General features: G+C 36.9%; 11 protein-coding genes and 1 pseudogene. All 12 read right to left on the bottom strand.

Going from position 1 to position 13,498, the window contains the following annotated elements; genetic code table 11:
* Nucleotides 1–14: 14 nt before the first annotated feature.
* The 12 genes and pseudogenes from KQI83_RS03775 to KQI83_RS03720 all read right to left on the bottom strand — a co-directional run bounded on the left by KQI83_RS03775 (nucleotide 15) and on the right by KQI83_RS03720 (nucleotide 13,413).
* Entirely contained in the window at nucleotides 15–707 is a 693-nt protein-coding gene (locus tag KQI83_RS03775) for an iron-sulfur cluster assembly scaffold protein (RefSeq protein WP_177305383.1), read from the bottom strand.
* Between the two features lie 89 nt (nucleotides 708–796).
* On the bottom strand, nucleotides 797–2,380 hold the full coding sequence (locus KQI83_RS03770) for a putative ABC exporter domain-containing protein (protein ID WP_216554849.1): 1,584 nt from the start codon (nucleotides 2,378–2,380) through the stop codon (nucleotides 797–799).
* A complete protein-coding gene (locus tag KQI83_RS03765) occupies nucleotides 2,368–3,078 on the bottom strand; it encodes an ABC transporter ATP-binding protein (RefSeq protein ID WP_216554847.1) in 711 nt (236 codons plus the stop codon). The genes KQI83_RS03770 and KQI83_RS03765 overlap by 13 nt, the downstream gene beginning before the upstream one ends.
* A 118-nt stretch (nucleotides 3,079–3,196) precedes the next feature.
* Nucleotides 3,197–4,099 carry a cation diffusion facilitator family transporter gene (locus KQI83_RS03760; RefSeq protein WP_216554845.1) on the bottom strand — a complete coding sequence of 301 codons (903 nt, stop codon included), beginning with the start codon at nucleotides 4,097–4,099 and terminating at the stop codon, nucleotides 3,197–3,199.
* Between the two features lies 1 nt (nucleotide 4,100).
* A complete protein-coding gene (locus tag KQI83_RS03755) occupies nucleotides 4,101–4,772 on the bottom strand; it encodes a UDP-N-acetylglucosamine pyrophosphorylase (RefSeq protein WP_216554843.1) in 672 nt (223 codons plus the stop codon).
* Between the two features lie 47 nt (nucleotides 4,773–4,819).
* Nucleotides 4,820–6,922, bottom strand: coding sequence for a DNA topoisomerase (locus tag KQI83_RS03750; RefSeq protein ID WP_216554841.1), 2,103 nt, complete (start codon nucleotides 6,920–6,922; stop codon nucleotides 4,820–4,822).
* A 27-nt stretch (nucleotides 6,923–6,949) separates the two neighbouring features.
* Nucleotides 6,950–8,311, bottom strand: coding sequence for an ATP-binding protein (locus KQI83_RS03745; RefSeq protein WP_216554839.1), 1,362 nt, complete (start codon nucleotides 8,309–8,311; stop codon nucleotides 6,950–6,952).
* Between the two features lie 19 nt (nucleotides 8,312–8,330).
* A complete protein-coding gene (locus KQI83_RS03740; protein ID WP_216554838.1) occupies nucleotides 8,331–8,804 on the bottom strand; it encodes a methylglyoxal synthase in 474 nt (157 codons plus the stop codon).
* Nucleotides 8,805–8,896: 92 nt separating this feature from the next.
* On the bottom strand, nucleotides 8,897–9,982 hold the full coding sequence (asd, locus tag KQI83_RS03735; RefSeq protein WP_216554837.1) for an aspartate-semialdehyde dehydrogenase: 1,086 nt from the start codon (nucleotides 9,980–9,982) through the stop codon (nucleotides 8,897–8,899).
* Nucleotides 9,983–10,158: 176 nt separating this feature from the next.
* Nucleotides 10,159–11,580, bottom strand: a complete 1,422-nt coding sequence (gene argH / locus KQI83_RS03730) for an argininosuccinate lyase (protein ID WP_216554836.1) — start codon at nucleotides 11,578–11,580, stop codon at nucleotides 10,159–10,161.
* Nucleotides 11,581–11,847: 267 nt separating this feature from the next.
* Nucleotides 11,848–12,465: pseudogene (locus KQI83_RS03725) on the bottom strand (epoxyqueuosine reductase QueH); the annotation flags it as partial.
* Nucleotides 12,466–12,537: 72 nt separating this feature from the next.
* Complete coding sequence (locus tag KQI83_RS03720; protein ID WP_253295486.1) at nucleotides 12,538–13,413, bottom strand: M15 family metallopeptidase; 876 nt, start codon at nucleotides 13,411–13,413, stop codon at nucleotides 12,538–12,540.
* Nucleotides 13,414–13,498: the final 85 nt, after the last annotated feature.

Below are 13,498 nucleotides of genomic sequence, written 5' to 3'. Positions count from 1 at the left end.
CTCTCTCCTTTCTCTTACTCTTGTCTTGGGTCGATAATCTTAACAGCGTCATCTACGCGACCATACTGTCCCTTTGCTTTTTCCCAAGCAGTGTTAGGATCATCACCTTTTTTAATGAAGTCAGTCATTTTTCCAAGAGAAACGAACTGATATCCGATTACTTCGTTATCAGCGTCAAGAGCGATACCTGTTACATAGCCTTCTGCCATTTCAAGGTAACGAACACCTTTTTCTTTTGTTGCGTACATAGTACCAACCTGGGAACGAAGTCCCTTTCCTAAGTCTTCAAGACCAGCACCTACTGCAAGTCCGTCATCAGAGAATGCACTCTGAGTACGTCCGTATACAATCTGTAAGAATAACTCTCTCATTGCTGTATTGATAGCATCACAGACAAGGTCTGTATTTAATGCTTCCAAAATGGTCTTTCCCTGTAAAACTTCTGCTGCCATAGCTGCAGAGTGGGTCATACCAGAACATCCAATAGTTTCAACCAATGCTTCTTCGATAACACCATTCTTTACGTTTAATGAAAGCTTACAAGCACCCTGCTGAGGAGCACACCAGCCTACACCATGTGTAAAACCTGAAATATCTTCAATTTTTTTGGAATGAACCCATTTTCCCTCTTCTGGGATTGGAGCTGGTTCATGTTTTGCGCCTTTTGCTACTGGGCACATGTTTTCAACTTCCTGAGTGTAAATCATTTTAAGACTCCTTTCAATCCATACATTAAATTTTGATTGTTATGTATTTAACATACTTAATCATATTTAATCACATTTTGGCGAATTCGTCAATCCAATGCTTCCATTTTCACAAAAGAAAGTGCTGCAACAGCTGCTCCCGCAAAGGTTAAAAGTGCCATAAATAAAATCATCAAAAAGAATCCTGCTTCTAATCCCCAAACAACATATCCTACAGCCGCAGCTATCATTGCAATTACCATAGCAATTCCCTGAAGGAACATTTTTATAAGACTTCTTCCAGTACTTCCCAGATTTTTTCCAATCACCGTATCCGCTAACATTCCGTAATATAAACGATTTGCCATAAGGCACATGTACAAAAGCACCGTCAACACTGCAATTACCGGACTAATTTGAAATGTAATTGCTCCCGGAACAGTAATAAGGATTCCATCTATCAACGCACGAAGATGTTCTATTTTTGTGGAATACCAAACCTTTTTCAAAGATGTATCCGGTATCAGGTAAGTGTAAGGACTTTCTAACTCTTTTGACCATTTTGTAGGATATCCGCTAAAAATAAATACTGCATAGGCTACAATTCCCGGAATAATAAATACTTTCCATTGTCCGAACGCTTCAATATCTCCAAGACATCCATATACTCCGATTACAATTCCGGCAACTAGGCACATAAAGGTATTCCATCCAAAAATAAACATCCTATTTTTCTTATATTCCAATAACTGTCGGTAATAAATTGCCTTTGCATATTTTCCTTTATATTCCACCGCAGCTTCCCGATATTTTTTCTTTTTCCCAAAGCGGAGTGATACGGTTCCTCTTTTCTTCACTTCCATACGCTTTGCCTGAATCTCATCTGCAAACTTTTCTGCATCTTCAAAGTATTCGCCGGTACACTTCATTTTTCTCGCCACATAAAGCATTCCAAGTGTAGAAGTTAAAAATAATGCAGTTCCAATAACATTTATTATATTTGGTCCCACAAAGATTAAATGTGCTACTGCAATATTCCAGCCCACAATAGGAATCAGTTGAATAACAGGCATATCTAAATATTCACGAATTACAGAAAATTCCATTTTCCGGGTCATTAAAAGATAAATTCCGATTCCTGCTATAACAGCCATGAAAATATACATTACAATGGTTAACCCCTTGAAAAACTTTTCATGTAATTTTTCATTGCCATAGCAAAAAATAATAATACTTGCTTCTAAAATAGTTTCAAACACTTCAAAAAACAGAAAATAGAGTAACATCTGCCCTACTCCCGCATGAAACCAACAGATACCAAATACAAAAATTGCAATTCCTATCAGAAGATTTCCTGCAAAGGATTTTATTCCTGCAAACATTAGTATGGTCTTTGGACTTACCGGAGACTGAAAAACGAAATGTACCTCGGAAGGTCGAAACAGTAGCCCATGCCTTTTACTATAACTAATTACATTGCTGGGAAGAATCAATAAAATAATACAGGAGAGTACTGTTACCATATTTTCAGGAGTTGCAATTTTAGCATCATTTATAATCATCTGAAAGCTCCAGAAAATCATCACTACATAGAATACTACAAAAACAAGTCCCACATAGGTAGTTGGTTTCTTTACTGCTTTTTTGATTCTATTTACAATTGTTCGCTGATAAAGATAAATCAATCCTTGCATTTTTCTTCCCCGCCTCCTGTGATTTTAAAGAATAGCTCCTCAATATCTTCGTTTTGAGCCTGTTCTCTGGGGAAAGCTGCTTCTATTTTTCCCTTTTCCATAATAATCATAATGTCCCACAAATCTTTTACCATTTCCAACATATGAGTACTAATCAAAATCGTAACACCCTGTTCTTTTAATTCCAGTACTACTTCTTTTAATTCTTTGATTGCCGCAGGGTCTAATCCAACCATGGGTTCATCCAGCATAAGTACCTTAGGTTTTACTGCCAATGCACAACAAATACTTACTTTCTGCATCATTCCCTTGGACAACTCATTTCCAAGCTTATCCTGCTTATCATCCAGTTCAAATCTTTTTAACAGTGCATCTACCTCTTCGTCTGTTATTCCTGAATTATATGCACGACGAATATATTCTATATGTTCTCTTACGGTCAACGCTTCAAACATTGCTGGCATTTCCGGCACATAACCAAAGATACGCTTTGCTTCTAAACTTCTTGCAGGCATTTTCTGAATACCAACTCCACCTTCATACCGTAATAATCCCGCTATGCTTTTAATAATTGTGGACTTTCCTGCTCCATTTGGTCCTAATAAAATTCCTACTTTTCCATCGGGAATTGCAAAACTCACATGGTCTACTGCTAGATTTTTTCCATATTTTTTCGTTAACTCTTGAACTTCTAACATAACTTTTCTCCTTTTTTATATATAATAATACGCATACGATTGTATTAGTTACTTAATACAATAATATGCGTATCATTTTCTGTCAATATGTTTTATCTTAAGTTAATCTTAAATTTTCTTACTCCGGTAAATTAGGTATCAGTTCTACATAGACCTGATCAAATTCCTTCTTTAATTCTTCTCGTATTCCATCTCGAATTCTGCTAAGAGAACGCATTGTAATAATATCATTTGGACTGTCAATATAGATTTCTACCCAGGTTTTTCGCCCTGTTTGAATTACATCCAAAAATTCAATGGTATAGGAACAAGTCTGCATATATTTTTCTGCAATGGAGCGGATTTCATTCATTACCTCTTCTTCCGGGGCAAACAAAACTAATTTTCGCACACCTCTTCCGATTATTTTTATTGGTTCTACAATCAATATCAATGCCATTGCAATCGCTACAACCGGATCGATATATGGAGTAATCCAATCATAGGATGTATTTTGAAATAACATTTGTCCGAAGAATGCTAACGCAACTCCCAAACTGCTGATTACATCCAGCTTCCAGTTATACATTTCTGCCTGTATAGATACCGATGCATAACGTCTGCTGTAATAGTAAAGCAAACAATATACTACCAGGCATCCTGCAAAAACTCCCAATTCAAAAAATGCTACCTGTCCGGCATCCACTTCATGCCCACCATGCAAAATATATTTTATATTGTCCCAGATAAGTTGCAGGGTAATCACTAACAGCACAATATATTTTACAACCAAAAACAGGGATTCTACTTGGGAAAAACCATAAGGTCTGCGTTCCGTTACAGGACGATACAACAGCGGTACCAACAGCAAAAACGGACCTATCATTACTAAATCTGTTATGTCAAAAATGCAGTCCATCAATAAAGAATGAGAATGTGTCACATATGCCATTATTGCCTCTACCAGTACAAAGGCAATACTTCCACACAGGGACAAATTCATCATCCGTTTTTCTAACTTTATCTTACTGTCAGAATTCATACTATCGCTTCTCTACTACTTCGTTCTTATTCTTATAAATAGAATTTTCATGTATCACACCACGCACCATAGACAATGGATATACATTGCTGTGTTTTCCAATCACTGTTCCCGGATTCAACACACTGTTGCATCCTACTTCCACTTCATCTCCTAACATTGCTCCGAACTTCTTTAATCCGGTTGCATGTTCTTCTCCGGTTTTCTTATCCTTTACTACTACTAAAGTTTTATCGGATTTCACATTAGAAGTAATGGAACCTGCTCCCATATGTGCTTTGTAACCTAACACGGAATCTCCCACATAATTGTAATGTGGCACCTGCACTTTATTAAAAAGTACCACATTTTTCAGTTCTGTTGAGTTTCCGACTACCGCACCTTTTCCCACAATTGCATTTCCACGGATAAATGCACAATGACGAATCTCCGCTTCCTCATCAATAATTGCAGGTCCATTGATAAATGCTGTTGGTGCTACTTTAGCATTTTTAGCTATCCAAACATTTTCTCCCTTTTGTTCGTATACTGCCGGGTCTAATGTTTTTCCTAATTTTACGATAAAGGCACTGATTTCCGGTAATACTTCCCATGGATAATTGTGATTTTGAAACAAATCTGCTGCGATTGTCTCCTCTAGTGTATATAAGTTACTGATTTTTGCTGTTTCCATTTTTACTTCCTTCTTTCAACATATTTCTTCTTTATTAAAATTAAAGTTTAAGTAGTGGACGCTACTTCTTTTTCTTTCTCTTTTTGTTCTTTTGTCTGTTTCTTTCCTTTGGTCTTTCCGGTTTGTTTCGCCGGCGTTTTATAATAAGTCGCCGCTTTTTGGAAATATCCCCTTAGTGCATACTGATTGTTCAATCCTAATACCCCACTGGTGCGGGACTTAATAAAGTTTTCCAGTTTTACCATATATTCCTCTGGAGTAATACTTCCTTCTGCCACATAGTTCAACCCTTTTTCCCAACTAGCTGTTAATTCTGGATTTAACAAAGAGCGAATAGATGCATTTACCACATCATATATCATTTCTCCCAATAGGGTTGGAGTAATAATCTGTGTCTTTTTATTCAATGCCAGATACTTATTGTTCACTAATTTTTTTAATATCTCAGCACGGGTTGCACTGGTACCAATTCCACTTCCCTTAATCTGTGCACGAAGTTCTTCATCTTCAATGAGCTGTCCGGCATTTTCCATAGCAAGAATCATAGAACCGGAATTATAACGTTTTGGTGGAGCTGTTTCGCCTTCCTTGATGTTCAAATCTTTCACACCCAGTTCCATGCCCTTTTTCAGTCCCGAGAGAACCTCCATAAAACTTACATCACAAGACTCTTCTGTTTCTCCGTTTCCACTGTTTGTACTGTCTGTCTCTTTTTTCTTCTGAAAGGAATATTCCATCACTTTTAAATAGCCCGGTTCCGCCAATACTTTAAAACTGGAGAAAAACTTCTCTGTACCGATTCCGGTTACCAAACTGATTTTCTGATAAATTGCCGGTGGACAAAAAATACCTAAAAATCTTCGCACAATGGTTTCATAAACATTCAACGCTGTCTGATTCAAGGTACGAATAGCACCAAACCCCTGTCCTGTTGGAATAATAGCATAATGGTCGGTAATCTGTTTATCATTAACATATCTTGTCTTTGCAATATTTTTATAAGTGCCTTTCTCCAAAATAGCTTCTGCATAAGTTTTAACAGAAGGAATATTTTTCAATCCTCCAATATTTTTATGTATTTCCTTGGCTACCGCACTGGATAACACACGGGCATCTGTTCTGGGATATGTCACTAATTTCTTTTCATATAATTCCTGTACAATTTGCAAAGTCTGATCCGGACTGATTTTAAAGAGTCTGGAACAATCGTTCTGAAGTTCTGCCAAGTTGTACAACAACGGTGGATTTTTCGTTTCTTTCTTTTTTTCCATAGAAACTACTACCGCTTTTAATGCTCCCTCCGGCATTGTCCCCTTCAGTTCTTCGATTAACTGTTTTGCATCTTCTTCCTTTAAAAATCCGTTTTCCTTATATAACTTTGGAGATTGAAAATAGGCAGACCCTTCCACTGCGCGCCATTCTCCATCTACCTGATGTCCTTGAATATCCAGGTTACTAAGCACACGATAAAAAGGAGTCTTTACAAAATCGCGAATTTCACGTTCTCTTCTTACTACCATTCCAAGAACACAGGTCATTACACGACCTACACTCACCACAGTATATTTCGTGTTTAAGAAATTAGAAATCGCATTTCCATACTTTAAGGACAATAATCTGGAGAAATTAATCCCCATGAGATAATCTTCTTTTGCCCGCAAATATGCAGACTCACAAAGATTATCATATTCTGATAAATCCTTCGCCTCTCGGATTCCTCGTAAAATCTCTTCTTCAGTCTGGGAATCAATCCAGACTCTTCTTCGATCCTTACCGGTCACTCCTGCCTGTCGTTCCACCAGACGGTAAATGTATTCTCCTTCTCGTCCTGAGTCCGTACAGACATAAATGGTTGCCACATCCGGACGATTTAAAAGTCCTGCCACTATATCATACTGCTTCTTTACTCCCGGAATCACTTCGTACTTAAACTCTTCCGGAAGAAATGGCAATGTAGCAAGACTCCATTTCTTGTATTTTGCATCATAGACTTCCGGATAGCTCATGGTAACCAAATGTCCTACACACCAAGTCACGATTGCCTCCGGGGATTCCATGTATCCATCATGATTTTTTAAATCCAGTTTTAATGCCTTTGCAAACTCTCTGGCAACACTGGGTTTTTCTGCTATATATAAAGCTTTCGCCATAAATCCATATCCTGCTTTCTTTTATCGTTACATCTGATTCATATCCACTAACAGGATACGTTTGTCCGCAGCAACCATTTTTCTTAATTTTTCATCAAATGACTTTGCGGAAAAAAGATAATAATAGTTCGCTGTAAGTTTTGCCTGTTCCATACTCTGGAATAACTTTTGGCACATTTCAAAAGTCATTTCCGGTTCTGACCAGTTACATAAACAGATGAGGTTTTCTCGTATTTCATTTTGAGCAATAATATCAATATGCCCACGCTTTCCAACCCAGGTTCCCATTTTATGTATCTGTAGTGGAAGTTTATGTACCTGATTCATCAGTTCTAAGTATTCCATACATACTTTTACAAAATAACGATTCAAATATTCTTCTAAACCGTCTGCAATGTATGTTTCATAAAATTCTTCCGGTTTCATCTGATACAAGTCGGATAAATGTGGATATACAAACTTAAACCAGAAATTAATAAATGTATCTTTTATCTGATATAAGCCTTTTTGAACATTTTCCCATCCTCCTGTTTCAAAGGACGTAACCTTTTCTATCATGCCAAATGCCATAAGGTTCTTCAAATAGACACTTATCTTCGCTCTGGAAAATCCTGTTTCCTGATATAAATCGTTAAGCTTACGTTTTCCGGATGCTACTGCTTCTAAGATGGTATTATACACAGAAAGTTCTCGCAATTGGCTACTGATAACTCTTTCTGCCTCATGGAATAAGAACCCATCCGGTGCCAAAATATATTTGCAAATGTTATATTGAATATCGCGTTTTTCATCCCATTGTTTGATATATTTCGCCACTCCACCTATGACTCCGTACACTTCTACACTTTGACTGACGGTATAATCTGGAAATGACTTTACCATCTCTACAAACTTCAGCTCTGAAAGCTGCTCTATGCCATCTAACTTCTTTTGATACTTTCCTAAGACTTTCGGCATATTTTGATTTACCCACGCTACTGCGGATGTATATAGAAGAATCATAACCGGTCCCGGATAAAGTTTATGTTCTTTTAACCTCACAATGCTTTCCATAAACTGCTCATCTCTTTTTACGATGTGTTCAAATTCGTCTATTATCACCACCAGCTTACTTGCATCACCACTTCTGGTACGGCTAAAACAACTATCATAGGATACTTCAGAAATAGATACGTCATATTGCTTTTCTACTTCCCGAGACATCCTCTGCACCTGCGCCTTCGCTGAAATCTCCGGCGCATGATAATAAAAGGATTTCTTTTCCTTGCAAAAATTCTGCAATAATTCCTGAATCCCATTTTCCCGTCTTCCATATAATACAATCAATTGATTTCCTTGTTGCTGATATAATTCTTCTAATCTTCGTATCTGTGCATTTCTTCCTGTCATGGCTGTCTCCTCTAAATTTCTATAAGGTATTTGCCCTGTCTTTAATATTTTTCTTAAAATTAATAATATTATGATCGTAAGATTCATTCATAAATGATGAAGTAATCATAAAATCTGCTGTTGCCCGGTTATTTGCCATAGGAATATCATACACCTGTGCAATTCTAAGTAATGCTTTTACATCCGGGTCATGTGGTTGCGCTGCCAATGGATCGGAGAAAAATACAACGAAGTCAATTTTTCCTTCTACAATCTTTGCTCCAATCTGCTGGTCTCCTCCTAATGGGCCACTATTATATCCTTTTACCGGAAGTCCGGTCTGATCTGTAATCATGCGGGCGGTTGTTCCTGTTCCGCATAAAAAATGTTTCTTCAATTCCTCTTTATGCTCCTCACACCATGAAATCAATTCCCGTTTTTTGCTGTCATGAGCAATTAATGCAATACTTTTCTGTTTTCCAATCGTTAATGTAATAAAATCTGGTTCGTTCATAGTAACGTTTCCCTTCTCCCTTATCTTTTTGTTACTTTCTATTATAAGCAAAAAGAGGCTGCCTGCGCAACCTCTTTTTTTATATCAAGATTTTATTTTGCTGTAATATATCCCTGTGCCTTTAAAAGTTCTGCACAAAGTACTGCTCCACCTGCTGCTCCTCTTACGGTATTATGAGACAATCCGATGAACTTCCAATCATATACGGTATCTTCTCTCAAACGTCCTACGCTGATTCCCATACCGTTTTCATAATTTACATCTTCAGATACCTGAGGACGATTATCTTCTTCTAAATACTGAATAAACTGCTTTGGAGCACTTGGAAGATTTAATTCCTGTGGCACACCGCTAAAGTTTACTAATTTTTCAATTAACTGTTCTTTGGTTGGTTTTTTCTTAAACTTAACAAATACAGCTGCTGTATGTCCGTTTAATACCGGAACACGGATACACTGACATGTGATAACCGGACTTGTTGCAGGAACAATCACACCATCCTTGATTTCGCCCCAGATACGAAGAGGTTCTTTTTCGGACTTTTCTTCTTCGCCACCGATGTATGGAATGATATTTCCAACCATTTCCGGCCAATCTTTGAAAGTCTTTCCTGCTCCGGAAATTGCCTGATATGTAGTTGCAACTACTTCATATGGTTCAAACTCTTTCCATGCTGTTAAAACTGGTGCATAAGACTGAATAGAACAGTTAGGCTTTACTGCTACGAATCCTCTGGTAGTGCCTAAACGTTTCTTCTGGAAATCGATAACTTTCATGTGTTCCGGATTGATTTCCGGTACTACCATTGGTACATCCGGTGTCCATCTATGAGCACTGTTATTAGAAACAACCGGTGTCTCTGTCTTAGCATATGCTTCTTCAATTGCCTTGATTTCATCTTTAGACATATCTACTGCACTAAATACAAAATCAACTTCAGCAGCAACTTTTTCTACTTCGTTTACATTCATAACAACGATTTTCTTTACTGCTTCTGGCATTGGAGTATCCATTTTCCAACGATCACCTACTGCATCTTCATATGTCTTTCCGGCAGAACGTGGGCTTGCTGCAATTGTTGTTACTTCAAACCATGGATGATTTTCCAATAAAGAGATAAATCTCTGTCCTACCATACCTGTTCCACCAAGAATACCTACTTTTAACTTTTGACTCATTTTTCTAAATCTCCTCGTTTTTATTCTGTCCGTTTGTCACGTACAATTGTCTTTGTAGTAAATATATTATTACACTTTACAAGAAAATGCAACCCCGAATATTATACAAATTTACCATTTTATCTAATTCGTTTATAGGTAATGTGTATAAATATGCAGGGTTTTGTATTTATTTTCTATTTTACTAATTTGCTTTCCCAGTCGGTTAATTCTTCTTTCCAGTCCTTAGAAAGATATTCTTTTTCTATGGCAATTACTTTTTTCATTGCTTCCTGTCCCGGTGCACCAATAGTAAGGCGTTTATTTACACATGTTTCCATAGAAATTGCTTCAAAAATATCCGCTTCAAATACCGGGCTAATCTCTTTTAATTCTTCTAATGACATATCATCGATGGAAATTCCCTTCTCTATACAATAAAGAACAATTCTTCCAACAATACCATGTGCATCACGGAAAGGCACTCCATGATTTACCAGATAATCCGCTGCGTCTGTTGCATTGGTAAATCCGTTCTTGGCACTGGCTTCCATTTTATCTTTATTAAATTTCATTGTTGCTAACATTCCCGTAAATAACGCAATACATCCCTTTACAGTATCCATTGCATCAAAGGTTAATTCTTTATCCTCCTGCATGTCTTTGTTGTATGCTAATGGAATTCCTTTCATAGTTGTAAGGAGTGCTGTCAGGGCACCATAGACACGTCCTGTCTTTCCTCTTACCAATTCTGCAATATCCGGATTTTTCTTCTGTGGCATAATACTGCTTCCGGTACTGTATGCATCGTCAATTTCTACGAATTGATATTCATTGGAATTCCAGATAATTACTTCTTCTGAAAAACGGCTTAAGTGCATCATAATGGTAGACATTGCAGATAAAAATTCGATTAAGTAGTCTCTGTCAGATACACCATCCATACTATTTAAAGTCGGTCCATAGAATCCAAGTAACTCTGCTGTATAATCACGATCCAATGGATAAGTTGTTCCTGCCAATGCACCGGAACCTAATGGACAATAATTCATTCTATGGTAAATATCCTGTAAACGTAAACGGTCACGTTTAAACATTTCAAAGTAAGCTCCCATATGATGTGCCAAGGTAACAGGCTGTGCTTTTTGTAAATGTGTAAATCCCGGCATAAAGGTATCTGTGTTATTTTCCATAATTGTTAAAATTGCATTTAACAATTCTTTTAATAAATCATCTACCGCTAAAACTTCCTGTCTGGTATAAAGACGCATGTCCAATGCTACCTGGTCATTTCTACTTCTTCCGGTATGTAATTTCTTACCGGTATCTCCTAAACGGTCAATCAATGTTGCCTCTACAAAGCTGTGAATATCTTCATATTCGTGGGAAATCTCCAACTTTCCTTCTTCTACTTCCTTTAAAATCTCACAAATTGCCTTTACAATGTCATTTGTTTCCTGCTCTGTAAGAATGCCCTGCTTTCCTAACATTTTTACATGTGCAATGCTTCCTTCCATGTCCTGCTTATAAAATTTCTTATCAAATGATATGGACGCATTGAAATTATAAACTAATTGATCTGTTTCCTTTGTGAAGCGTCCGCCCCATAACTGTGCCATATAACTTACCTCTTTCTTTGTGTTTTTTTATTTGTATAATTATGATTTAATTATTTACCTTTTAATTTGTTCTAATACTTTTCCAGTGATAATCGAATTTTCTTCTATCTCTTTTTTGTATAGAACTTCATCTAACGCTTTTATACTCAACTGTTCTTGTGTTTTTATATTTTCCAGATATACGATGTCTGTCGGCTTTTCCCCTTCCGGTCTGCCTTCGCATCCAAAATCCGGCTCTATAATCCGAATCACTCGATACTCCTGCTTTTGTCGTTCCCGCTCTTGCATGGAAAACACACATCCACAATAGTCTTGGCGATACATTCCGTATTCTTCAGAAATTTCTACCGAACGCTTATATCCGTTTTTCTTTTTAAAATCGGATGTCAGATATTTTACACCATATTCCTGTACCAGTTTTTCTCCAATCTCATTTAGCTTTTCTGCGTTTTTCATCGGACTGATAGACAAGGTTGTGGTGAAATAGTCCATATCTCGTTCTTTGGCATATTCGGCTGCCTCACGCAAGCGTAATTCATAACATGCAAAACAACGTTCTCCGCCTTCCAGTACCAGTTCTAAACCTTTTGCAATTGCATAAAATCGGTCTTTGTCATAATTTCCCTCTACAAAGGAAATCTTATGTTTTGCCGGAAAACGTTCAATAAACCGTTTCTGTTCCTCTACCCGCTTGTAGTATTCTTCATCGGGATAGATATTGGGATTGTAGTAGAACACAGTAATTTGAAAATACTCTGACAGATATTCCAATACATAACTGCTACAAGGTGCGCAACAGCTATGTAAAAAAAGCGTTGGTACTGTATTTTGCTCTTTTAAGTTTTTCAAAAGTTCTTCTAACTCTTTTTGATAATTACGCTTCATGTCTTTACCTCATAAAAGTACATTGCATTTATTTTACATTAATCATAATAAAAATGCAATGTTTATCCTATTTCAAATATCTTTTTCAAAATGTTGGTAGTCTTTTAATGAATTCCAACTACCTCCCCAGGTAAAACCATGCTCAATAAACAACTGATAACATAAATCCTCTTTTGTTATTTTGTATGGAAATTCCTGTGTACGGTCTGTATATGCTTCTCCATTAATTGGCTCCACAGATAAGGCTCCATTGATTGTTTTTACGCAAGGATTAAATCTAGGATTAATATCTATTGCTAACCCCATACTATGTTTGGATAACTTTGTACTCCCATTAATTTTTCGATAATTAAAGGCTGACGTATTGTTATCCTCCATAGCTGCTTCATCGTCTGCATTATATTCATCAATCAATACCATTTTTTCAATTGGGTATTGATTTTCATACAATTCCTGCATAATTTCCAAAACATCCTGTGCAATTTTTTCATTTACAATCATTTCTCCGATATGTGTTTCTCCATCAAATCCGTAATATAAAACACGCAAATACCGCAATTCTGATAATGCAATATCTTCATTTTCCTGATAAGAACTGCCCATGATTCTATTTTGTATATCCGGTGATATTTCACTACTATAAAACAAATTCGCCACACCCATTGCTTCTATTGCATCACTGTTGATTACCTCTCCTGCCTTCTGTGGCTCAATTATTTCAACCGTTTCTGTCTTTGCAATATTGCTGTTTTCTGCTTCATTGCCGGAATCTTTTGCCTGAGTGTTTTTACCAGTATCCTTTATCTGAGTGTTCTTACCGGTATCCTCCGACTGAGTGTTTTTCTCTGTGACTGCAACATTTGCCGACTGCCCACCTGCACATCCTGCAAGCATTACCAAAGACAGCCCCATTGCAATTACAAAAGATATCTTATGCCTATCTTTCATACATTTCACTTCCACTTATTTTTATAATTATGCACTTCATATTCTACCACATTTTCTACTATATGAAAATATCTTGACAGTGCCC

The organism is Roseburia sp. MSJ-14 (genome assembly GCF_018918225.1).
Classification (GTDB): domain Bacteria; phylum Bacillota; class Clostridia; order Lachnospirales; family Lachnospiraceae; genus Petralouisia.
The sequence above is the reverse complement of the archived record's forward strand: the minus strand, read 5'-3'. Positions and strand labels throughout refer to the sequence as shown.

Coding starts and splice junctions, on each gene's coding strand:
- KQI83_RS03775 (WP_177305383.1), bottom strand. CDS start 707: ATGATTTACACTCAGGAAGTTGAAAACATGTGCCCAGTAGCAAAAGGC.
- KQI83_RS03770 (WP_216554849.1), bottom strand. CDS start 2,380: ATGCAAGGATTGATTTATCTTTATCAGCGAACAATTGTAAATAGAATC.
- KQI83_RS03765 (WP_216554847.1), bottom strand. CDS start 3,078: ATGTTAGAAGTTCAAGAGTTAACGAAAAAATATGGAAAAAATCTAGCA.
- KQI83_RS03760 (WP_216554845.1), bottom strand. CDS start 4,099: ATGAATTCTGACAGTAAGATAAAGTTAGAAAAACGGATGATGAATTTG.
- KQI83_RS03755 (WP_216554843.1), bottom strand. CDS start 4,772: ATGGAAACAGCAAAAATCAGTAACTTATATACACTAGAGGAGACAATC.
- KQI83_RS03750 (WP_216554841.1), bottom strand. CDS start 6,922: ATGGCGAAAGCTTTATATATAGCAGAAAAACCCAGTGTTGCCAGAGAG.
- KQI83_RS03745 (WP_216554839.1), bottom strand. CDS start 8,311: ATGACAGGAAGAAATGCACAGATACGAAGATTAGAAGAATTATATCAG.
- KQI83_RS03740 (WP_216554838.1), bottom strand. CDS start 8,804: ATGAACGAACCAGATTTTATTACATTAACGATTGGAAAACAGAAAAGT.
- asd (WP_216554837.1), bottom strand. CDS start 9,982: ATGAGTCAAAAGTTAAAAGTAGGTATTCTTGGTGGAACAGGTATGGTA.
- argH (WP_216554836.1), bottom strand. CDS start 11,580: ATGGCACAGTTATGGGGCGGACGCTTCACAAAGGAAACAGATCAATTA.
- KQI83_RS03720 (WP_253295486.1), bottom strand. CDS start 13,413: ATGAAAGATAGGCATAAGATATCTTTTGTAATTGCAATGGGGCTGTCT.